General features: G+C 42.1%; 17 protein-coding genes. 8 read left to right on the top strand and 9 right to left on the bottom strand.

Annotated elements, in window-relative coordinates:
* Window positions 1-60: 60 nt before the first annotated feature.
* On the top strand, window positions 61-2,136 hold the full coding sequence (gene helD, locus BCU75_RS04615) for a DNA helicase IV (protein WP_102464965.1): 2,076 nt from the start codon (window positions 61-63) through the stop codon (window positions 2,134-2,136).
* A 130-nt stretch (window positions 2,137-2,266) separates the two neighbouring features.
* Entirely contained in the window at window positions 2,267-2,617 is a 351-nt protein-coding gene (locus tag BCU75_RS04620) for a VOC family protein (protein WP_076673382.1), read from the top strand.
* A 134-nt stretch (window positions 2,618-2,751) separates the two neighbouring features.
* Here the strand turns inward: BCU75_RS04620 and BCU75_RS04625 are convergent, their stop codons facing one another.
* A complete protein-coding gene (locus tag BCU75_RS04625) occupies window positions 2,752-3,207 on the bottom strand; it encodes a methylglyoxal synthase (protein ID WP_009844869.1) in 456 nt (151 codons plus the stop codon).
* A gap of 60 nt (window positions 3,208-3,267) precedes the next feature.
* Window positions 3,268-4,296 (bottom strand): TMAO reductase system periplasmic protein TorT, encoded by a 1,029-nt coding sequence (gene torT, locus BCU75_RS04630; protein ID WP_102473055.1) that lies wholly within the window; start codon window positions 4,294-4,296, stop codon window positions 3,268-3,270.
* 92 nt (window positions 4,297-4,388) lie between these two features.
* On the opposite strand from torT, the gene torS reads away from it, so the two are divergent.
* The gene (gene torS, locus BCU75_RS04635; protein WP_102473056.1) at window positions 4,389-7,400 is read left to right on the top strand and encodes a TMAO reductase system sensor histidine kinase/response regulator TorS; all 3,012 of its coding nucleotides are present in this window, start codon (window positions 4,389-4,391) and stop codon (window positions 7,398-7,400) included.
* A gap of 249 nt (window positions 7,401-7,649) precedes the next feature.
* Here the strand turns inward: torS and BCU75_RS04640 are convergent, their stop codons facing one another.
* From BCU75_RS04640 to BCU75_RS04650, 3 genes are all read right to left on the bottom strand, one after another.
* Window positions 7,650-10,004, bottom strand: a complete 2,355-nt coding sequence (locus tag BCU75_RS04640; protein WP_102473057.1) for a fatty acid cis/trans isomerase — start codon at window positions 10,002-10,004, stop codon at window positions 7,650-7,652.
* Between the two features lie 154 nt (window positions 10,005-10,158).
* Window positions 10,159-11,841, bottom strand: a complete 1,683-nt coding sequence (locus BCU75_RS04645; RefSeq protein ID WP_102473058.1) for a VRR-NUC domain-containing protein — start codon at window positions 11,839-11,841, stop codon at window positions 10,159-10,161.
* Between the two features lie 57 nt (window positions 11,842-11,898).
* Window positions 11,899-13,137 (bottom strand): L-lactate MFS transporter, encoded by a 1,239-nt coding sequence (locus tag BCU75_RS04650; protein WP_065105442.1) that lies wholly within the window; start codon window positions 13,135-13,137, stop codon window positions 11,899-11,901.
* Window positions 13,138-13,732: 595 nt separating this feature from the next.
* Here BCU75_RS04650 and BCU75_RS04655 point away from each other — a divergent pair.
* A complete protein-coding gene (locus tag BCU75_RS04655; protein WP_076673395.1) occupies window positions 13,733-14,113 on the top strand; it encodes an NADH:ubiquinone oxidoreductase in 381 nt (126 codons plus the stop codon).
* Between the two features lie 622 nt (window positions 14,114-14,735).
* Window positions 14,736-15,260, top strand: coding sequence for a prepilin-type N-terminal cleavage/methylation domain-containing protein (locus BCU75_RS24675; protein WP_102473059.1), 525 nt, complete (start codon window positions 14,736-14,738; stop codon window positions 15,258-15,260).
* A 170-nt stretch (window positions 15,261-15,430) separates the two neighbouring features.
* Here BCU75_RS24675 and BCU75_RS04665 read toward each other — a convergent pair whose 3' ends face one another.
* Window positions 15,431-16,546, bottom strand: a complete 1,116-nt coding sequence (locus BCU75_RS04665; RefSeq protein WP_157933896.1) for a GGDEF domain-containing protein — start codon at window positions 16,544-16,546, stop codon at window positions 15,431-15,433.
* A gap of 10 nt (window positions 16,547-16,556) precedes the next feature.
* Window positions 16,557-17,039, bottom strand: a complete 483-nt coding sequence (locus BCU75_RS04670) for a hypothetical protein (RefSeq protein ID WP_102473061.1) — start codon at window positions 17,037-17,039, stop codon at window positions 16,557-16,559.
* Between the two features lie 225 nt (window positions 17,040-17,264).
* On the opposite strand from BCU75_RS04670, the gene BCU75_RS04675 reads away from it, so the two are divergent.
* Both BCU75_RS04675 and BCU75_RS24790 read left to right on the top strand, forming a co-directional pair.
* A complete protein-coding gene (locus BCU75_RS04675; protein ID WP_102464953.1) occupies window positions 17,265-18,026 on the top strand; it encodes a substrate-binding periplasmic protein in 762 nt (253 codons plus the stop codon).
* Entirely contained in the window at window positions 18,026-20,212 is a 2,187-nt protein-coding gene (locus BCU75_RS24790; protein ID WP_372200629.1) for an HD domain-containing phosphohydrolase, read from the top strand. Before BCU75_RS04675 ends, BCU75_RS24790 begins: the two co-directional genes overlap by 1 nt.
* A 116-nt stretch (window positions 20,213-20,328) precedes the next feature.
* On the opposite strand, the gene BCU75_RS04685 is transcribed toward BCU75_RS24790, so the two are convergent.
* Entirely contained in the window at window positions 20,329-20,745 is a 417-nt protein-coding gene (locus BCU75_RS04685) for a TetR/AcrR family transcriptional regulator (RefSeq protein WP_102473062.1), read from the bottom strand.
* A gap of 30 nt (window positions 20,746-20,775) precedes the next feature.
* Complete coding sequence (locus tag BCU75_RS04690) at window positions 20,776-21,120, bottom strand: YajD family HNH nuclease (protein WP_076673412.1); 345 nt, start codon at window positions 21,118-21,120, stop codon at window positions 20,776-20,778.
* Between the two features lie 295 nt (window positions 21,121-21,415).
* On the opposite strand from BCU75_RS04690, the gene yghU reads away from it, so the two are divergent.
* On the top strand, window positions 21,416-22,273 hold the full coding sequence (gene yghU, locus BCU75_RS04695) for a glutathione-dependent disulfide-bond oxidoreductase (RefSeq protein ID WP_102473063.1): 858 nt from the start codon (window positions 21,416-21,418) through the stop codon (window positions 22,271-22,273).
* The last annotated feature ends 74 nt before the right edge of the window (window positions 22,274-22,347 follow it).

Raw genomic sequence — 22,347 nt, forward strand, 5'->3', positions numbered from 1 at the left:
TATTAATTCTCACAGCATCATGATATAAATTCAATATTCCCAATTAGAGAGCACGCTCCAATGCAGCTAAGCGCTAACAAGACTGCACAGTTTTTTATTCAAAATGAATATCATCAGGTTGAACTTGATGGTCCACGTCTGTTGTTATCTTCGGTAGGCAGTGAAGAACGTATCCCGTTTACTATTTGGAGTGGCAAGATCGCGATAAAACGCGGATTGTTTTGGGGATCGTTACAGTTCTTTGCTAATCAACAAGATGGCAAACAGCGCAGCTGGTTAGTACAAGGCCTACCTTGGGAACAATGCCGTCAATTTGCACGCGCATCGGTTGCTGCTTATCAGAAGTGGCATGACACACAATGTGAACAATTAGCTGAACACGTTCCTCAATGGGAAGCTGAATTAACACGTCTTGAGCAACTTCCTGCTTTCCTACCGCATTCAAAAGTTAAGACTTGGGTCGACATGGTTAACTCAAGTTTAGAGAACATGACGATGACTTTAGATGAAGCGGCGCAGCGTATGCCAAACCGCATTGCTCGAATGCAGCCATGGTTGTCTGAGACGGAAATTAAGCAAGCCGAAAGAAATCAGCAGTGGTTAGAAACAGAAAGACAAAACTGGGAAGTATTGTTTGCTCAATGTGAATCGTCACCACTCAACTTATCTCAGCAATACGCGGTCTTGATGAATGATGATCACAACCTTATTTTAGCGGGCGCTGGCTCGGGTAAAACCAGTGTTCTTACCGCTCGCGTCGCGTATTTACTGCAAAGCCATCAAGCTCAAGCTGAAGAGTTGTTATTGCTCGCATTTGGCCGTGAAGCAGCGGAAGAGATGAAACAGCGCCTTAACAGCAAAATTGGTTTATCAGCAGAGAAGGTGCAAGTGAGTACTTTCCACCAGTTGGGTTTAAAGATCCTTAATCAGGTTGAACCCGAACGTGTGGTTATCTCTCCTTTAGCGCTCGATGACAATCAACGCCAAGCATGGTGTATTGATTGGTTGAAAAAGCACTGGATGACGCCGACCAACTTCAAACGTTGGCAAAAGCACTTGTCTAAGTGGCCAATCGCTTATCTAACTGGTGATGATGAACTTGGTAGCCATGTTTCAAACCTCAAGTTGATAGGTTGGCTTGAAAAGCAGCTTGAGCAGTTGAATGCATCGGGTTTATCGAAGAAAGAAGTACAACAGCAGTTAATTGATCACAGAGACTACACGCGTCTCAACAGTGAACTTTCACTTTGTTGGCCATGTGTGACTGCGTGGCAAAAGGAATTGAAAGAACAGAATCATATCGACTTCTCAATCATGATTAGCAGAGCGACTCAGTATGTCGAGAAGGGCAAGTTTATTTCGCCTTGGAAGTTCATCATGATCGATGAATATCAAGATATCTCGCCAGATCGCCTTGCCTTGGTTGAGGCGCTGTGTAATCAGTCGAAAGCGCAACACCAAGCTTCTATTTTTGCGGTAGGTGATGACTGGCAGTCGATTTACCAGTTTGCGGGCGCAGATGTTGATTTAACGACGGGCTTTAAGGATCGCTTTGAGAGCTCGACGATTCATCATCTAGATACGACTTACCGTTTTAACAATCAGTTAGGTGCCGTTGCCAATCGCTTCGTGCAGGAGAATCCGATTCAGTTGCCGAAAGAACTGAACAGCTTCAAGCAACAAAAACAGAAGGCGGTCTACAGTGCGCCAAGCAAAGAAGTTGAGAAGATCCTGGATCAGATAAATAGGCAAGCAAAAGGTAAAACCAAAAAGTCAGTCTTGCTACTTGGACGCAATCATTATCACAAACCCGAATTGATAGAAGATTGGAAAAAAATCTTCACATCCATCAATATCAATTTTATGACTTGCCATGGCAGTAAAGGCAAAGAAGCCGATTTTGTGATTATTCTTTGTGTTGACGAGGGGCAGTTCCCGACGAAGAAGAAACAGCTGCATATTGACGGCGCATTGACTGAATCATCAGACGCGTTCCCTTATGCTGAAGAGCGTCGTTTGTTTTACGTGGCAATGACACGAGCAAAAGAGAAAGTATGGATCACGCACAGTGGCGACGGTTCTGGTTTTGTACAAGAGCTGCATGGCTCTGATTACCCCGTTGTTCGTAAAAGATGATGTCACTTGACGTAATTATCTAAGATTAGATCTCAAGCTCGCTCTCTATAGTCATTTGGGCGCAAGCTATTCTAATTAGGGCGTAAGATATTATCATTAGGAAAAAGGCATAAAGCAGAAGGAATTCGCTATGGAACACGGCTCTATTAATTACATTGAATTTGCAGCACGAGACATCGCCGCAACTAAGGCGTTTTTTAGCCAAGTGTTTAGTTGGGTCTTCGAAGACTATGGCCCTGAGTATTCTGCTTTTGAAGGTAAAGGCTTAATGGGTGGCTTCTATTTAGCGGATCTGGCGTCTAATGCTGAAAGTGGCGCGGCACTGATGGTTTTCTATAGCGAAGATCTTGAGCAAACCGAGCGTGACGTGATTGATGCTGGTGGAGAGGTAAACCGTGAGATATTCAGCTTTCCCGGCGGTCGACGTTTCCATTTTAGAGAGCCAAGCGGTAACGAAATGGCGGTGTGGAGTGATAAGTAGAGATACTCACTATATATCTTATGACTATGTTGTTTGATGACTGAACTGTTTAATGTCTGCAAATTAGACGTAAAAAAGCCTGCGATAATGCAGGCTTTTTAGTCTGTTCAGTAGAGAGCACATTTAACGTGCGTTTACGTGCGTTCAGCTAGGTACGCTTCGTAGTCTGGTATCTCTATGATCACTTCTTCTTCAAGCAGTGAAGAGTTAAACAGGAAGTTAGCGGTAGCACGGTTGGTTGCCACTGGAATGTTCCAAACACTTGCGATACGAAGTAGTGCTTTTACATCTGGGTCGTGTGGTACGGCATTCAATGGATCCCAGAAGAAAATCATCATATCGATCTTGCCTTCGGAGATAAGCGCACCAAGTTGTTGGTCACCGCCCATTGGGCCGCTGATCATGCTCTTAATCGCTAGGCCAGTTTCTTTGCTTAGTAGAGAACCCGTCGTGCCTGTTGCATAAAGGAAGTGCTTTTGTAGTTTTTCTTTGTTCTCTTTAACCCATCTTAGTAGCTCAGGTTTGAAATGGTCATGAGCGACCAAAGCGATATTCTTATGCGTTGGCATAGTACGCGTCGTTTTTTGCATGAATGTTCCCTAAATGATTGTTTCGTTTTTATTGTTTTGAGTTCTTCAGCCAATATAGCACTAAGGATTCACACTGAATACCGGACGAAACTCAGAAGGTGACAATGAGTCGGCGATAATTTGATCTTTGAGCGTTGCAGGTGTCAGCGCTTCAATCATGGGTGCACTGTGTTTTTCATAAGGTTGACCGCGCAAGTAACTGGTGGCTTGTTTTACCGACAAACGACCTTGCTCAACCATTTTATCTGTCGGGGCAAAAAGCACTTTGTTACGAAGTAAGCCGCGATAGGTTCCGTGACTTAGGTAACTTGAAATTAATCCTATTTCTTTGGTTTTACCGGCCGCTCTTAGCTCACTTATCGCAGCTTCAATCGCGACTGCGCTTCCGACAATATATTGAATATCCGGCTGCTCGATGACTTGTTGTACCAAGTTTCTTTGCAGTTCTTTATCGTTGTCTGCCCAGTAGCTTATCGCAATTTTGATATCGCTCGACTTGATCGCATCATAAAATCCTAGTGCCACAGGCTTAGTGCCGCCACTTGCTTGTGGGCCAAGTAACAAGGCAATCGGTGTTTCGCCAGATCCTTTCGGATGTCTTTTTGACAAAAACTCTCCGACTTGGAACCCCATTTGATACCAGTCGACACCAACCGTGCCTTTCAATACCTTTTGTTGCTCTTCATTAACGGTTAACTCATTGACCGTCGCAAACACAGGGGTTGAGCCAACCCAATCCGTAAGATTGTCATGGTAAGCATCGGGTGAAACTGTGCCCAAGATAATGGCATCGGCTCCCCATTTTGTACAAAGCACCAGTTGTGAAGCTTGCTTGGCGACATTGGGGTAACCGCCAGCTTCCAACACTCTTAGCTCGACTTGCTGCTTTTCTGCTTCCGAGACCATTCCGTAGTTAACCGATAACCAATAAGAGTCTTTAAGGTGCGGGTAAATGGCACAGATTTTTTCTTTTTGCGATGTGGCTTCGGCTGGTTTTATTGGGCTCAAAGGCTCGCTAGCACTTGCGACCGTGGTTACTGAGGCCAGTAGTGAGAGAAGAATTTTTGAAGTAAAAGGTCTAGATAGCATGAATTGCCGTTTTATTGGTTTTAGATAAGAAACACTGCAAAATATAGCGTATTCTGCATGGGTAAAGAAGAACGTTTTAAGGTTTAGAGTTTATGTTGTTAGCTTCAGCGAGTATTGGACGCAAGCTACTGGCCTCATTCTTAGTGATGGCACTGTTGGTTTTGTTGTCTGCATTGATCGGTGTTTCAGGTTTTAGCTTTGTAGCAAAGACTGAAAGAAACGTCGTCGATTCAGCTCTTCCTGCCATGATCGAAGCTCGTCAAGTTTCTGAGTTGAGTAACCGTATTATTTCGTCGGTACAAACGCTTTCTAATGCGAGAAATGAAGCAGAAAGAAAAGAGGCCGGAACCATGTTGTTCGGCCAACTTGAGTCGCTTCTTCAGCATATCAAAGAACTTGGTGTCGACAGCTTTGATTCCCAACTCCTCAATAAACTCGAAAACAATGTCCAAAGCGTAATCAACACATTGGCTGAACTGGGTGTGTCGGTTGAGCGCAAACTTTGGCTAAGTAAAGAACTGACGTCTCGTGTCGAAGAGATGCGACTACTCGCAGAAGAATTAGAGCAGTTAACCCGAACCCAAGTGTTGAACACGGCCACCATTGCGGTTGCCAACGTAACGCACATCTACGACCTCCTAGAGACCAAAGAAACCGATAGAGCCTATCAAGCCTTAGACGCACTTGTTGAAGTTGATCTTGATTTGTCTGAGCGTTTGCACGAATTGCATTTGTTGGCGTTCAAGATGCTTAATCAAATTGAAGAAACGCAGACAGTTACCAATGTTGAGCGTATTCATCAAATCCAATCTGAATTTGAATCCAACCTAAGAATTATGGCGCGCCGCGTTAAAGCGGTAGAAGATCCGACTCGTTCAGCGCAGATGTCTCAGTTGCTTGAAGAGTTAAGAAAACGCCAGGTGGTGTTCGATATCTCGCTAGAACAATATGAGAACACAAAAAAGTCAGAGTTTCTGATGCAAAATACGCTGGAGCTGTTCTCTCAGTTGAATACAACGGTTAACCAACTGGTTGATGATTCAAATTTAAGCACAAAAAAAGCGGTTGATGAGCTGACTAGCACCCTGAACCTAGCTCAATGGTCGTTGTCTGTGATTTCGGTTATTGGCTTGGTTATCGTCGCATTTATTGTGTGGCGAGTTGTTTATATTTCGGTTGTTAAACGTCTTACTGAATACTCTTCAGCTTTGATGTCTATCGCACAGGGCCGCTTGAATATCGATATCTCGGTTAAGGGTAACGATGAATTGGCTCATATGGGCGAGGCGATCATTACTGCCAGAAATACCGCGCAGGCACTGCAAGTGGTCGCGGTGGGCGAAGCAAAGGCGAAACGCGAGCTCGAAGAGCACAAAGAACACTTAGAAGAGTTGGTCACTGACCGAACTTATCAACTGCAAAAGACCAATGAGAAGTTGAATGTTGAGGTTGAGAACCATGCTAAAGCTCGCAACGCTGCAGAACAAGCAAGCCGCGCTAAGTCCGCTTTCCTCGCTACGATGAGCCATGAAATTCGAACGCCGATGAATGGCGTGTTAGGTACCGCTCGATTGCTTAAAGATACCGGGTTAGACCCGCTGCAATCAGGCTATGCGGACATCATTAATCGCAGTGGTAAGAATCTACTCGCCATTTTGAATGACGTACTGGATTATTCGAAGATAGAAGCGGGACATTTAGAAATACGTGCGGCTTCTTTTGACCTTTATCAGATGGTTCAAGATACCTACCAGTTAATGGAAGGGCGAGCCGCTGAGAAGAAGCTTAACTTTGATTTTCATATTGAAAGTGACGTTCAACGCTATTGGCGCGGTGACGTAACTCGAATCAGTCAAATATTGAATAATTTGGTCGGTAACGCGATTAAATTTACTGAAAGTGGTTCGGTCGATATCTTTATTAGTTTAGATATCGAAGATGAAAATCGAGTGATGTTTGAAGTCTCAGATACCGGTGTCGGTATTGATGTAAGTGAACAGGCTTGTCTGTTTGATGCCTTTACCCAAACCAACAGTGGTCGTAACAAAACGGGTGGTACAGGACTTGGATTAGCGATCAGCAAAAGTATCATGTTGGCAATGAATGGTGACATTGGTGTTCATTCTGAAGAAGGTGAGGGCAGTCAGTTCTGGTTCTCACTGCCACTTGAAGTGGGTGAGAAGATTGAAACAAAAGCAACGGTTATTGAGGCTTGTATTCGAGCGAAGGTACTTCTAATTGAAGACAACCCTGTGAACTGTATTGTTGCCGAAGGCTTTTTGAATAACCTAGGCCACGAGGTTGTGATTGCGACAACCGGACAAGAAGCGAGAACCATATTTAGTGGACAAGAGTTTGATATTGCTCTGGTAGACATCAACTTACCCGATTGCGATGGCGTAGAGTTGATTCAACAGTTGAAAGACGACGTGCGTCAGCATGAGCAAGACGAAATACGCAAAGTACCACCTATGATCGCAGTATCGGCTCACGTGTTTAACGAGGAAGTGGAAAGCTACTTGTCGTCTGGTTTTGATGGTTTCTTGCCTAAGCCGCTAGAGAAGGAAGCACTTTCTCAGCTCATCGTTGCTCAACTCGATGGTAAAACACTATTGTTGCCGCAGCCCGATCCAAATGATGCTGTGTGTAAGCAAAATGGTAACCGTGTTATTAAGGGGGACAGTGATGAATTGTACTCGACACAGATGGTTGAACTTTTGGCTAAGCACACGACTATAACTGACTCTCAAGACGAAGGAGACGCTCCGGTGAAACTGATTGATTCCAAAGTGATAGAGGGTGACTTATCGATTCTTGGATTAGAGAAGATGAAACAGATCGTTGACCTGTTCGAGGAAAGTAGCAACCTTACGTTGAATGAATTAGTCGAGGCCAGCGAAGCCGATAATGGACGAGAAGTGAAGTCTTTGGCGCACAAACTTAAAGGATCGGCGGGTAGTTTGGGTTTATCAGCACTGTACAATTTGTGTCAGAGCATTGAAGCAAGTGAAGAGCCATTATTGCAGTACCGTGATAACGACCAAGCTTTATCTGAATTGGTTAAAGACTCGTTAGAGGCACTGCTAATTTATGTTTCAGCTTAATAACGTGAGCTTGCTTTAAACCTGATCTAATCAACAAATCAAAAAAATCCTCTGACGAATATTCGCCAGAGGATTTTTTATACCGCGAAAGTCAGCGTTCTTTAAGAAACACTAAATGTTCAAAGCTAATCTTGGCTCAAGAGTTATCGCCAAAATTCAGGGCTATACAGTTTAAGGCTCAAGAGCTAGAACCAAGGCTCAAGGATATGCAGCTAAGATCAAAGAATCAGAACCAAGGCATATCGCTTGCTACCTATTTTCAAAGCGGTTGTAATCCAATAAGCCAAATTCAATCGGCTGATCTTGTTGATACCAACGATGAACTCGGTCGCTGAATGGCCAGAATTCGCTAGAACTGCGTCGCACCGCAAACTTATCCAATAATGCTACGTAGTCTTCTTCTGTGTTCAATTTTTGCAGCGTTTTAACCAGAGCGGGTATCTCGCTCTCGGTTAAAGATAGGTGTGCGGCAGGGTAGCTACCGACAGCGCCTCGTACGAGCGTTAAGTCGTCATTGGCGTAATCACGGTTACTTTCTTCATTAAACAAGCTAGAAATGTTGCTGTGAGCGTTATTGTGAATCATGGTGAACAGCTGTTCTTTGCCGTTTTCGCCCTCAATCATGATCATCACTAATTGAGGAACATGACGTAGGCCGGCGCCTTTAATCAAATTCACTTGGTTAAGCAGTGCTTCATTCTTTCTACCAAAACCTGTTTCCACAATATCGAAGCGATCATCGAGAACAGGGGCGAGCGTATCTTTGATCATATTGAACAGTTCACGCTTAGGATCGGCCGTCTTGTAAACAACACTTGTTGGTTGGTCGAAAGGAGCGATATTGCGCTGCAAGTAATCGCTCAATTGTGCACTTTGGTTTTTATACCAACTTGAGTGCTCCACATGTCGAACGTCCTGAGGCAATAGAGTTAAGAAGTTACTTTCACCTTCGAGGCGCAAGAAGTCCATAAACATGCGTGTAATCAGCTGGTGGCCGAAGTTCCCGTACACATCGAAGCCTGCTACAAGAAGGTAGTGAATACGTTCCAGTAGCGCGTAATCAAGGATCCATGCTGTCTTAGGCTGTGAGCCTACTAAACCCTGAACAACCGAAGCACTATCAAAGTGCCTAAAGATGGTGAGAGCGGCATTTTGATTGATGCCATCACCATCCCAAATGATGCCAGTGTCTAGGTTTACGCCGCTTTCGAACCATTGGTTGGTGAAGTCTGATTTCGCATTTAGGTATCGAGCTTGTTGCTTAGAGTAACGCACCCAGTTAGTTGCAGGTACTGTGTTACTTTTTAGTTCACTGGGTAGTTTTAAATTTTTCTTTTGGTTTGCATAGAAGGCGTTTATTTCAGGTAAATCGGCTTTCTCTGGATCAATGAAGAAAACCCAAAAACGATCGTTAATCACATTCAAGGCAAGTTGACCACGACACACCGGCCCTTTGATAAAAGCCATGATGGTGTTTTGCGCATTGTCCAACATGAAATGGAACCGCGAGTTCACAGGCAGTGCTTCAAACGAAGTCATCGGGTTAGCTGCGACATCAATGTTGTAGCTAGGGAGTTGTTTTACAGCATAATTAGCATCGACAAACCATGAATTCCAATTTTTCAGACGTTCTTTATTCAATGCAAAAGGCATGTGCGTTTTGTCGACGATGGTGCCTTGTTCTGGAATCAGTCGGTAGTAAACTCGTTCTACGTTTGGATCATCGTAAGGGCGGCGACTCGTGATGCGTTGCACGGTTTCACCTGGGGGCGTCGCAGAACGAACAATGTTGAAGAAACGTGTAGGCTGCGCCAAATCAGAGAAATAGACGTGCGATAGAAACAAGTGCTCATAGATATAACGTGCTGAAAGTTGGCTTTTATTATCACTTTTATTGAGGAAGCTTTCGTAGACATTAACGAGTTCTTGTTCAGCATCATTCAGCGGAATGTGGTCGTTCATTAACGCGCCATTTTCCAACCAACTCATTAAAGTAGCATATTCTGTTTTATCTAAGTTCGGCATCCCATACGGCATCCCCCACGTCGGGTAATCTCTTTCGTATTGAGCATACTCTTCAATAGTCGGGCACTGTTGGTCACGATCGGTTGAAAAGTCGAAACCTTCAAGCTGGGTTTGATCTGGAAGTGGGTGGTTCTCTTTCTGGATTAACATTCGAGAAACAAGACCAGCATCTAGGTTAGCCGTTGAGTTCTGCATACGTTCGTTGAGGACTGGATGAAAATCCGCATCGCGCCACTCTCGTGTAGTTAAAGCATCTTCAAACAAGCGAGTAGGGGCTGATGCAGTTAAACGGGTGCCTTGATAAACGAGTGCCTTGCTCGCTCCTCGGTCGATACCTTCTACCGAAGACATTTTGAGTTGGCAAGGTGCGTCATAACAGGCGTGACAAACTACGCATCGGTTATCAATAATGGGTTTTACTTCGTCAATAAAGTGCTGTGCCTGAGCTGACAGAATCGGCGCTTGGCGATCACGAACTTGTTGTTGACCAAACAGCTGGTCGAAGTTTAAACCCGCGTAGACGGCACAACCAGAGAAGACGCTAACAAAAGCTAAAATGAAGAGTTTTTTCAAATTCATACGTATTTAAAGATTAGGCATTTTCTCTAATTATATCGAAAATGATTGAAAATGCTCATGTTCTGACAATTTTGTAGACAAGATATTGATAGAAGGGCGTAGCTTATTGCGTCAACCCCTTACTCAGCTCAGAGTTTAGAGAACTAAGCTAGGTTTATTGATTGACGTAACAAACCGAGAATGGAACAGACAGTCGCTCAAACTCTTTTATCCATCGCCATTGATTGTCTTGCAGCTTATCTCCTGGACCTTTGACTTCTATCCAATGAAACCCTTGGTCTTTGAACGCAATCAAATCGGGCATCCCAGTTCTAAATAACTTTAAGTCACTCAAGATCACTTTGAAGAGATCGACAATCAAGGCATTGGGAATATCCTCTATACTGTGCTCGATGAGTGATCTAGGGAAGTAGTTCCAATGGACAAATGGATTGGCAATACCGTGCTTCTGGTCATAAATATTAAGCAATTGGTTTAGCCCGCGCTCGGATATGGTTTGTAATACGGCATCGATTTGGTCAGCTCGTTTTTCAACAAAATCTGAATGGTACAGGTCCAGTGGTCGATGTTGGTAACGGTTGATAAATGCGCCTTCAACATCAGAGAAAATTGTATCCCAGAAAGCCAAACCGAATAAGCCACAAAGAAAACTGTTCTCAGAAAAATAGATATCCCAACCTTGGCTTTCAAAATGCTGTTTTACCGCAAGTTCCACTCTCGTTTGACTTAGGTCCAACTCCAACTTTATCTGTTCACAACTTGGTTTGGCGGTGCGTGGCACTTTGTGTCCTTTCTTTGTAGATAACATTTGCCTGCGTAACAACCTCTGCTCAAGCTTAGCCGCGACCTCTAACTCTGATATATCCGATGGATTTGCTTTCATTTGCGTGACAATGTCACACATTGAGTCTAACTCGTCTTGCTTGTCATAGATGCGTGCAAGTCGTTCTCTGCTAGGTGGAAGCGTAGATTGCTTGAACCAAAAGATAGCTTGGTCGTTTAGGTTTAGCCTTTCTAGATCACGGGCAATTTCATTGATCAAACGAGATCGTTTTCTAGCAATGTTTCCGTGTTCCGATTCTGCCGGTATCGAGTTTAAAAGGAGTTCAAGAAACTCACCGTCTTTTCGGTCACCTTCAGAATACTCACGTTGAATATCGCGTATCTGGAGTAGTTGGTTGAGTTGCTCTCTGGAGTTGAAGAAGCGGCGCTGCTTGCTTAATGGATAGTTTTCAAAGGTGTTGAGTCCCAGGTCACTTAAGACGAACTGGCTTAAATCTTGATAGGTGTTAGCAAAGAAGAGTAACAGTAATACGTCGATAACTTGAGATTCAACGACGTAAATACAATCGAACGACAAGTTTTGGAACTGATCAAAAGGCTGGTGATCGAGTGAAGCCAAGAATTCGTCTTTCTTCGCTGTTTTATTGCTCTTAAGAGACGGGAATGCGTTGAACAGCTCTGGTTTAGTCAGTAGATGCAACCCTAACTCGAGCTGACTGATGGCGAGGTTATGTTGTTCCGTTGGGTGACTTAACGTAATGAAGCTCGATGCGTTTAGCTCTTGCAGGGCGCTTTTTAGATCTGGAATCTCAACATAACTGAGTTTATCACTTCGAAACCAACAGCCCTTGCGAGAAAGCAAACGAACCATTAGACACTGACTTGCAACCGAAAGGTGTGCGTATTCAGACAACCAACGGCATTCATCTTCGCTCAGAAGATCGGGGTAGAGCGTTTGAGCGTGTTCAATCAGTCGATTAAAGTTGTCGAGATAATAAGTAGGGGAGAGCTGAGGAGTGGTTTCTATTGTCAATGGGTTCGTCGCTTGATACAAAAAGAGCCTAACCCTAAGGTTAAGCTCTTCAGTAACAAATTCAATCTTTTCTGACGATTAAGCTTGAGATGCTTTTAGCTCAGAAACTTTAGCTTCTGAGATAGGCTTCGTGATGATTGCTAGAACAATACACACTGCCATCATAGCTGCAGAGATTGTGTAAGCTAGGCTGTAACCTTCGCCATTCGTCATTGAGTAACCAACAACCGCTGCGCCGATAGCACCACCGATACCCCATGCCGTGTAAAGCACGCCGTAGTTAGTACCGTAGTTTTTCAGGCCGTAGAATTCAGCAGTTAGTGTTGGGAATACTGCTAGAAGCGTACCGTAACCAACAGCTGCGATAGCCGTACCAATGATTAGCGTGAATTCAGAGTTGAACGTAGCGAATAGAGCCATGTTCGCGCCTTGAAGGATAAACGCTAGAAGTAGAGTACGTACGCCACCTATTTTATCTGCAAGCATACCCGCAGCAACACGGCCGCCTGAGTTAAATACAGCAAGGATAGACGCTAGGTAAACCGCGTTTGGTAGGTTCGCTTGAACGCTAGCAATCGTAGTGATGTTACCGATGATCATAAGACCAACAGAAGCAGCAAATGCGTACATGATCCATAGAGAGTAGAACTGAGGAGTCTTCAGCATTACTTTCCAAGTTAAATCTTCAGTTTTCTTAACCGCTTTAGGTGCTTGGCCTTCTTTTACTTTAGGCTCAGCTGGCGTGTAATCCGCTGGTGGGTTGTTGATCGTTGCCGCTAGAGGTACTGCAATTGCAAGTACACCAACACCAAGAATCATAAAGCTTGTTTGGATACCCATGCTATCGATAAGCGCAGAAGTTAGTGGTGCTAGGTAAATAGCAGCAAGACCGAAGCCTGCAGCGATTAGACCGTTAACCATACCTTTCTTAGAAGAATGGAACCATTTCATTGCTGATGGAGAAAGACATGCGTAACCGAAGCCGATACCAGCACCTGTCATCACACCAAACGTTAGGTTTAGCATCATAGGAGTCGTAGCGAAACCAGAAGCAATCATACCTAGGCCAGTAAGCGCTGTACCTAGAATAAGGATCTTACGTGGACCCATACGGTCTTGTAGGATGCCTGCAACAAGAAGACAAACAGAGAATGTGATAGTTGCAATAGCGTAAGGTGAAGATGCTTCAGCAGCACTCCAACCAGCTTCAGTGACTAGCGCCTTGTTAAATACACTCCAAGCATACAGGATGCCAAGACAAAGGTTGATACAGAAGCCTGCTAGCAGGATACGTGATGCTTTATCAATCTTGCTCATTTTTATTCTCAGTTCTGTCATAAGTTAAGTGAGAGCCACTTAACCCAAGACGGGTTATTGTGATTATTTCTTCAAAATTAGTTTGCGTTTATCAACAGATAACGCAAAAGAGCGCGGATTATAACCAATAAAAATGTGATTGGAATCTCTTTTTCCATTTTTGATAAATAAAACAGTTAATGTTAACGGGGTGTTTTTTATTGGTTTGGCATTTGTGTTTAATACCTTTCAATTTTGTGATTTTTGAGCGTTATTGTCTTATTCTCAAGAGGATTTTTCAAAGAGGTATTACCAGTTGGTGCGTATATCGTGCGGATATCACAGAGTTACGAATTATTTTAATTATTTTCTAAGGTTAATTTTGTGTAACAAAATAAATCAAAGTGGAGCTTTATCCATATGAGACAAGGAGTAACGGAGTTCTATTAAAAACAAAATGTTAACCAGTTGTTACGGTTGGTTTTTGTTAGCACCTTTGCTTACATTTTGTTCGATTTGAGGGGTTGTGTTGTCCGTGAAAAGTGGGAAAATAGCACGCAAACTGAGATTCCAAATTTGAAAGGATGCGTTTCCAACTTATGGCGAGGCGAGTATTATGAAACTGTTTTTAATTCTATTGATGTCAATTTCTGGTGGTGTAGCGGCAGCTGACCATATCCACTCTTTCTTGTTTGGCTTCTATATTGCTGCATTGGCAGTGGGTAGTTGCTATTGGTTAGCTTTCCGTAGCACGCGTTTCCCACAGTTAGCTTTAATGCTATTGATGTGTGGCTTTTTCGCGAAAATCGCAGTGACGGTTGTTGGGGTTTCTTGGGGAATCTCGAACGATATTATTCAATCGCCGTTCATTTTCTCATTGTCATACCTGTTCTTCTTAGTGGTTGTTACTTACGTTTGGTTTGCATACCGCGATAAATTAACGCTCAAAAAGCGCGCTAAGCAGGTAGAAGAGTCTCGCAAGCAAACGGCAGCATAATTGCAAAACTAATACAGAATTCTAAAAATGAGCCTTCTTCGGAAGGCTCTTTTTGATCTTGTCTGAGCTCAAAAAATCAGAATTTGAGTACCTTACCTAAAATTGCATTATTGAAATAATATGTGTTTGACGAATTGCTCGTCAGATGTTTATTATGGCAAAAAAGGACATTGTCCTTTTTTGTTTTTTGCTTGCGCTAGAGAGATGTGCAAAAGCAGTGCTTATTAAATTGGATAGTTGTAGTTGGGGTAGTCGTTAGTGTTCAACAATGAAGTACAAAATCTATTGATATTACTCGTTTTTCTTTTGTTCGCTTTGTTGTTTCTTAATGGCTGAATTGATTCATATTAAAGCAATTAATGTTGCGAGGAGTGAGTTCAAATTATGTGGCTTAGTATTTCTCAACCAGTGCTTCAAGAACATTTGAAGTATGAGGCTAACTACATTGATAGGAATACACCACTCGAGACCAAATGAAGCAGCCGACCTCAAGTCGAGTTAAAGTTCGATAATGGTCCACTTATTAAAAAGAATCGAGAGTAAAGATATCATTGAAAAAATTAACAGGAACAAGGCTAATAGTTATGTGTAGGGTCAATAACAATGTGTGAGGTTAATCATTATGTATAAAAACAAAGGCTTTACCTTGCTTGAACTTGTAGTAGTGATAGTCATCATTGGGGTGTTGGCAGTGACTGCTGCACCTCGTTTTTTGAATTTGCAGAGTGATGCAAGAAACGCGTCATTGAAGGGGCTAAAAGGAGCTATTGAGTCTGCAATCAACTTATCTTATGGAAAAATGCTATTGGCCAACGCAGAAGGGAATCCTATAACTAAAGGGGCTTCGGCCGCGGCAATTATACCTGGTTGTGGTGATTGTACTTTTTGGTACGGATATTCCCCTGCGGATGTAAAAACGTTGTCCGTTTTGGTTGACGGTATTGACGTTGACGGTTCAGGCGATTTTGTTCTGACAGACGTACAATCTAACAATAACATCAGCAATGCTTATTACGTGGAAATAACCTTCCCTAACAATATGCTAAATGGCAACCTTGTGAATGATTCATGTTATTTAAGATATGAGTCAAGAATGGGTGTTCCAGTAGATGCTAAACCGGTTCTTGATTTGGTTAGTTGTAACTAGGCGATTTGTTACGTCCAATGTTCTTACTTATGTATCGGTTAGGGAAGACCGTTTGCCAAAATACAAACCAACCTCCACCCTTGATTGGAAATTGGGTGCAGATGTAAAGTGAAAATATTGGCACTATTTAATTGCTCTCAAGTCAGAGTATAGACAAGTAAAAATCTTGTTTAACTTTGATAAAATGCATAATTGTTGAGTTGATTGTGCTTCTCCGATTTTGCTTTGTACATCGCAGAATCAGCGGCAGACATGAGCTCTTTTTCTGATGAAAAGTGTTTTTGTTGGTAGATGGAAATACCTGCGGAACACCCAACTTGGATTATGTTTCCTTCGAGCTCAATCGGTTGGCTTATCATTCCCATTATCCGAGTTAGTGCGACTTCAATGTCTGCATGATGCTCAAAATTAACAATAATCAAACCAAACTCATCACCTCCGAGTCGTGCAAAAGTATCAGAACTCTTTATCGATTTTTGCACTCGCCTAGCAATGATTTTGAGAAGCTGATCCCCTGCATCGTGTCCCAAAGTGTCATTAACTTCTTTAAACCCATTTAAATCTAAAAAGCAAAAGCCAAGAGGTTCACCTTTTTCTATATGTCTTTTTAGTGCAGTTAAGCAGTATTTCCGGTTTTTAAGCCCAGTAAGGTAGTCGGTTTCAAGGTTAAGTGATTTTACTTTGAGGCTACGAGTTAAATAAGTGATGGCGGGAATTGTTATCGCAGCGCCAATAATTGCCATATATATCGCATACAACAGGCTTTTTCGATCATCTTTTATCGCATTCACAAATTCAGAGAGATCATAGCCCTTGAGTTCGTACAACACCACGTCATCATAAAGAACCTTTATGTTGGAGACCGTACCCAAAATTTCAGGTAAATGTTGTCGCCAATTTTCTTGCGACAAAAGCGTATTATAATGTTGGTCTAGTTGTTCAATGTGATTAGCAATCGAGTCCTTTGCATAACCTTGAAATTTTTTGAACACGTTGGCGTCTGTAGTCAAGAACTCATAGTTAACAATAAGGAAATCAATCCTATTTTTTATTTTTTGAGGCGAATCTACATCATTGTATATTGTGTCTGACACTTCCATTTCCAGTTCATGAACTTCTCTTCCAAATCGCCAAGAAGCCCAATAAGAAGCTTTTATCAATTCGATATATTTTACGGTTTCACGGTCATGTTCAGAGTGTGCTTCATTGATTCTCAACGTAACAAACAGTAATAAGGTGAAGAAGATTGCTAATGCCAAGCTTCTTTTGACTTTGTCATGTTTCACGGTTTTTTCCTCACTCTTCAAAAACAACAATTTCATTGGCAAACCAGACTAGGTGGTAAGCAAGTGACAGATCTCGCATAGCTTGGTCGTTGAGGTTGTTTAAATCACTGATCACAGTAATAGGCCCTTTTTGCCTAATGGATATTGGTTGTCCTTCGTCTTGATACGCTAAGAAAAAGTGTGTGTTGGCAAGACTGTCTGGAGTAAATGTCGCTTTGTATCCATTTGCAGCGACGATCTCAATACAACGTATGTTCAGAGATGATTCATGATGTTTGAGCAAGTCTTCCAGATAGATTCCTTGGTAAGTTCGTTTCTCTTTTCGCCAAGGCAGTGGTGTCGAGAGCTGCCTTGGGGCTATTTTTGTTAGTTCGGCCATTGTGTAGTCGTAGGTTACATCTCTACTTTCAAAACGTATTTTCATTACGAGTGATTCATCTAAATGGGTTTGTGCTGGCGCTTTAACAGCTACAAATAAAATGATCAAGAGCATGTATATCACTTTCACGGACATCGTCCTTTTTTGTTTTGTTTTTGTTTGGCTTGTCAAAATATCAACAAGAACTATTAAGTTAATCAAACTGATTGGCGTGCGTTATATTATTATAAAATATCGGTAGCTTTACAATGGTCATTGCAGATGTGTTGATTTTATCATCAAATCTGGCTGTTTATTTTGGCTAGGTTGGGTGGTGGAGAATGAACAGGAGATCAAAACTTGAAATTAGTATGGCAAGCAGTCGTTATCTCTATGAGTTTTATTTTCTCTATAAAGGTACACGCACAAATACAGGCGAATGGCGACGTTGATGTACTCAATGTTGCCTTAATGAATGAAGATAGGTATCCCTATTTTGTCAAACCGAAGTTCGGAGCCCCTGAGAAGGGTGTCTATATTGATCTTTTGAATGAAATTGGAGAGATGACGGGAATCCGCTTCAAGTATCATTTTTTCCCACAGTCGCGGGTTCGACACCTAATGAAATACCAGAAGATGGATGTTGAACCTGGAATAGCGAAAGAATGGCGAACCGAACTTCTTGAGCTTGAGAATAGTGTGTACAGTGTTCCGTTGTATCGAACGTCTGAAGTGGTTATCTATCGGCGTTCTCATTTTGAATCTCCACCCAATACGTTGAGTGCGTTTAAAACACTGACTTCTTGTTCTGTTTTAGGCTTTTATGACGTAAACATTGGGAGCTCAGACAAAGACAGTATTACAGAAAATAATTCAACAAAGATGATTGAAATGGACCGTTGTGATTATATGTTTATGCCTCTAGTCATCGCAGAAGCTAAAGAGATCAACGATCAACTCATTGGGATCACAAAGCCAATGAAGCATTTTGACTTAAGAATTAGATTAACAAAAGTGAATGAGGGGTCTCTTCCTAAGATTAATGAGGCAATCAAGTTTCTACGGTCTCAAGGTTACATCACACAATTATTTGATAAGTATAAAAAGTTAGGAGAGTCCTAATGAGCAGGTTGAAAACAACACACTTGCTCATTGGTTTAATGATCATCTTAAGCTTTTATTTGATTTTCTTAGCGACAATTCAGGATTCAAATGGCCATTTAAAGGCAAGAAACACACCGTTAAAAATAGCTGCAAAAATATCGGATTTGGTTGCTCCTCATTTATACAATTTGGATGCAAAAAACCTGCGGATGACGGTTGAATCGATTATTGCTCACAACGAATCGATCAATGCACTCGATATAAAAGATGTTGTAAGCGGGAAGAGCGCATTGACGTACTTCAAGAGCGAAAACAGCGCCTATTTCAACCGTTCTATCGATGAAAATGTACGTTTGTATTCGGATTACGCCAACACTGATATTGTTTATGACGGATTGGTCATAGGTACAGTGCATCTTTATATCTCTGATGATGAACCTTTAACGGATGACCGTTTCCACATTGGATATTATGCGGCTGTTTTTGTACTTGTGATCTTGCTTTTATCGGGCATATTTCATGCGGCTCTAAAGAGATCTGATGCAAAGCTATCGAGCTTCGATATCAACTCAAATAAGTTTCTCTATTCATTTCTAATCTCCATCATATTTTTCGTCATTATCGCAACGGCTGTGAGTTATTTATTGATTGATTCTAGTCGAAGTTATGCAATCGAAAGAACGAAAAGTGACCTTAATAGCGTTGTTCGTGGTTACCAAGAAGGTGTTGAAAACAAAGTTAATTTGATGAAAAGTACTTTTGACTTTATCACTTCAACTGACGAGTTTATCAACATGTTTGATGAGCTCATGATTACGCGAAATGAACAGGTAAACGTATCAATAAAAAACAATCAGAACCGACTAATTCAAGTCTTCAAACGGTACGAAAACTTACATATCGGGGGAAACAATGCATTCGCGGTATTAAATACTAAAGGGTCAGTGTTGACTCACTATGGGGATAGCGTTGTTTATGATGAATTCAATGTGGATATCTATCCGTATTTTCTAGAAGCTCTTCGGGGACGAGCATCAATATTCTCGATAGGTGCTTATTACGACCACATTGAGCAAGACTACAAAGGCAATCTGTTTTTTTCTACTCCAATTGTTAAACAGAAATCCGGAGAAATCGTTGGTGTAATTGTGAGTGAAATACTGACCGATGAGTTGTTTTTCCCTGATGATTACAAAAAATATTTTCAAAATACGGGAGAGATGCTCGCAGTTGATACGTCGGGCATTGTGATATCGCGTTGTAAGAAAGGGAATTGTCTAGGTAATAAGAAAGACGGAATTATCCCTATTTCACAACCGCCGAGTAATGGTGACATTAGTGATATGGAGCGCACTACGGATTACCAAGGAACTAAAGTGTTTGCTGTTGCAAGTAAGCAAAGTACGTTTCAGGCTAATTTTATAGCGAAGATCGATGTTGATGAGGCACTAACTGAGCACAACGACTTTCAGTGGGCTTTGATTATCATTACATCCGGTATGAGTGCTTTTGTTATTTTGAGCCTCGGCTTTACATTGATCATTGTTAGAAAAGTGACGGGCAAACAAATTGCGTTAAATCGAAGTTTGATTGAGCGGTTGGGTAATGCTGCTGAATTTAAAGATAATGATACCGGGATGCACGTGGTTCGAATGAGCCATTACGCAAGAATTGTCGCAGTAAATTATGGTTGTACAAAGCAATGGTGTGAAAACTTATTCACTGCTGCGCCGATGCACGATATCGGGAAAATAGGGATTCCAGATAAGATATTACATAAACCAGGCAAACTAACCACGCAAGAGTGGGACGTTATGAAAGCACATCCTATATTTGGAGCGAAGATTATCGGAGAGCATAGTAGCCCTTTGTTGATCATGGCTAAGGACATATCGATAGCACACCATGAGAAATGGGATGGGTCCGGCTATCCTTACAATTTAATGGGTGAACAAATCCCTTTATCAGCACGCATTATTGCAATAGCTGACGTATTTGATGCATTGACCACCGTTAGGCCATACAAAGAAGCATGGAGTGATGAGAAAGCGATAGCATTAATAAAGTCAGAATCAGGGAGCCACTTTGATCCAGAAGTCGTTGATGCCTTCATACGGTCGATTGACGAAATTCTACAAACTAAAGATCAATATCGTGATATTCAATGTGACCCAACTACCCAAAATCATCTTAAACAAATGTAGATTTAATTGATTTGAAAGTAGGCCACTGAATTAGTGGCCTATTTGGTGTGCAGAGCAGGGTGACGATTTTACATAAAGGTTGGAGTTAGCTAGGTTTTTCTAGCTCAAATGCAATGTTACGCGTGAATTACGGCGTAGCCGACACACTTGTAAACACAACTTTGAACCTCTTGTTCATCACCTTGTATTGAATCAAATAGGCCTTTAACACCATCAAGCTTAGGTATTATTGGACCCGCAGTTAGGATTGCTTTCTTAAACCTTGAATCGTTGTCGAACGCCTCAGTCCAAGATTGGTAGAACACCTCTGCTGATTCAAATTTGAGCGGTTGTTTGATGATCTCTACATACTTTGATACTAACTCTAAAGCGAGATCTTCTTTGCGCTTGAAGTGTGTATTGATGCCACTACGTGAAATAACCGCTTGTTTAGACAGTCGGGTAAATGTTGCAGCATCAAAGCCTTCATTCAAGGTAATATCAAAGGCCGCCTCAATAATTCTTCTTTTTGTATTTTCTGCTTTTTCGCTCATTCGCTACGAACCCGAACTTTTAGTAGAAAGTTATTTCTTCATCAACTTCGCAAGATCTGCGAATGGATTGTGTGTAGCTGATTGATGATCATCTAAACTCGCTTTTGCATCGACGCCATAACGGTCATGATCTGTATATTTAGAGTGTTCGTGATCATGGCAGTAGAGGCAAAGAAGTTCCCAGTTGCTGCCATCTTGTGGGTTATTCGTATGGTCGTGATCAACGTGGTGAACCGTCAGTTCGCGTAGGTTGGAATATACAAACTCACGAGCGCATTTACCGCATACCCAAGGAAACAATTTAAGTGCTTTCTCGCGGTAGCCGCTTTCTTGGCGAGCATAAGCAGCGCTAGAACCAGTGTAATCTGAAGACATTGTCAAATTCCTATTTATTGTAATGTCGCCGATTTTATCACAGCTTTTTGAAACCTGTAGACATGTCATTGTTAAATGATGCTTTGTACTAGTTTGTATTTGGAACCCAGCATCTACATCAAGTGAAGTTTGACCAAGTATGCCTCTATTGTGTAAGCCATCTCTTAGAGGGAGTTATGTCTTTCTGGAATAAGCCATGCTTAACAATTTGAAAAGAAATCGTATTCAGGGGTTTTAACTCAGTGCCGGTGACCTAATATCAGTTTGTGAGAACCTATATTAATAAGGAAATATCATGTCAGAACAATACACTCCGCCAAAAGTTTGGGCTAACGATACCGATGGTGGTAACAAATGGGCAAACATCAATAGTCCTGAATCTGGCGCTCGCTTTGATAAAGAGCTTCCTGTTGGTGAGCATGCTTTACAGCTGTATTCTCTTGGAACACCTAATGGCCAGAAGGTGACTATTCTTCTGGAAGAGCTATTAGCGCTAGGTGTTAAAGAAGCTGAATATGATGCGTACTTGATCAACATTGGTGAAGCGGATCAGTTCTCTTCTGGCTTTGTTGGAGTGAATCCAAATTCCAAAATACCAGCACTTGTCGATAAATCTGGCGATGAAGATGTCAATGTCTTTGAATCTGCGTCTATTTTGATGCATCTGGCTGAAAAATTTGGTCACTTCTTACCGAAAGAAGGAGCGGCAAGAACGCAAACCATTAACTGGTTATTTTGGGCGCAAGGCTCGGCACCTTTCCTTGGTGGTGGTTTTGGTCACTTCTACGCTTACGCTGATGAAAAGCAAGAATACCCAATTAACCGTTTTGCGATGGAAGCGAAGCGCCAGCTAGACGTGTTAGACAAACAGTTAGCGAATAACACTTTTGTTGCGGGCGAAGAACTGACTATTGCAGATATCGCAATTTGGCCTTGGTACGGTAACTTAGTACTTGGAAAAATTTACGACGCAGCAGAGTTCTTACAAGTGGAGTCTTACACCAATGTTGTTCGTTGGGCGAAGCAACTTGAAGCTCGTGAAGGTTTTCAGCGCGGCCGAGTAGTGAACCGTTCATTTGGCGAAGAGTGGGAACAAGTACCCGAGCGTCACAGCGCGGAAGATATCGACCGTGTTTTAAAACTACGTCCGTAGCCATTTAAAGTAATATTTGGTAATCCATGACTAGAGTTTGCTTTCGATTGAATCGAGCAACAAGCTCTAGTTTT

Source organism: Vibrio splendidus (assembly GCF_002873455.1).
Classification (GTDB): Bacteria; Pseudomonadota; Gammaproteobacteria; order Enterobacterales; family Vibrionaceae; genus Vibrio; species Vibrio splendidus_J.

Excerpts from the sequence above, each read along its gene's own strand:
- helD (WP_102464965.1), top strand. The coding sequence starts at position 61 with ATGCAGCTAAGCGCTAACAAGACTGCACAGTTTTTTATTCAAAATGAA.
- BCU75_RS04620 (WP_076673382.1), top strand. The coding sequence starts at position 2,267 with ATGGAACACGGCTCTATTAATTACATTGAATTTGCAGCACGAGACATC.
- BCU75_RS04625 (WP_009844869.1), bottom strand. The coding sequence starts at position 3,207 with ATGCAAAAAACGACGCGTACTATGCCAACGCATAAGAATATCGCTTTG.
- torT (WP_102473055.1), bottom strand. The coding sequence starts at position 4,296 with ATGCTATCTAGACCTTTTACTTCAAAAATTCTTCTCTCACTACTGGCC.
- torS (WP_102473056.1), top strand. The coding sequence starts at position 4,389 with ATGTTGTTAGCTTCAGCGAGTATTGGACGCAAGCTACTGGCCTCATTC.
- BCU75_RS04640 (WP_102473057.1), bottom strand. The coding sequence starts at position 10,004 with ATGAATTTGAAAAAACTCTTCATTTTAGCTTTTGTTAGCGTCTTCTCT.
- BCU75_RS04650 (WP_065105442.1), bottom strand. The coding sequence starts at position 13,137 with ATGAGCAAGATTGATAAAGCATCACGTATCCTGCTAGCAGGCTTCTGT.
- BCU75_RS04655 (WP_076673395.1), top strand. The coding sequence starts at position 13,733 with ATGAAACTGTTTTTAATTCTATTGATGTCAATTTCTGGTGGTGTAGCG.
- BCU75_RS24675 (WP_102473059.1), top strand. The coding sequence starts at position 14,736 with ATGTATAAAAACAAAGGCTTTACCTTGCTTGAACTTGTAGTAGTGATA.
- BCU75_RS04670 (WP_102473061.1), bottom strand. The coding sequence starts at position 17,039 with ATGCTCTTGATCATTTTATTTGTAGCTGTTAAAGCGCCAGCACAAACC.
- BCU75_RS24790 (WP_372200629.1), top strand. The coding sequence starts at position 18,026 with ATGAGCAGGTTGAAAACAACACACTTGCTCATTGGTTTAATGATCATC.
- BCU75_RS04685 (WP_102473062.1), bottom strand. The coding sequence starts at position 20,745 with ATGAGCGAAAAAGCAGAAAATACAAAAAGAAGAATTATTGAGGCGGCC.
- BCU75_RS04690 (WP_076673412.1), bottom strand. The coding sequence starts at position 21,120 with ATGTCTTCAGATTACACTGGTTCTAGCGCTGCTTATGCTCGCCAAGAA.
- yghU (WP_102473063.1), top strand. The coding sequence starts at position 21,416 with ATGTCAGAACAATACACTCCGCCAAAAGTTTGGGCTAACGATACCGAT.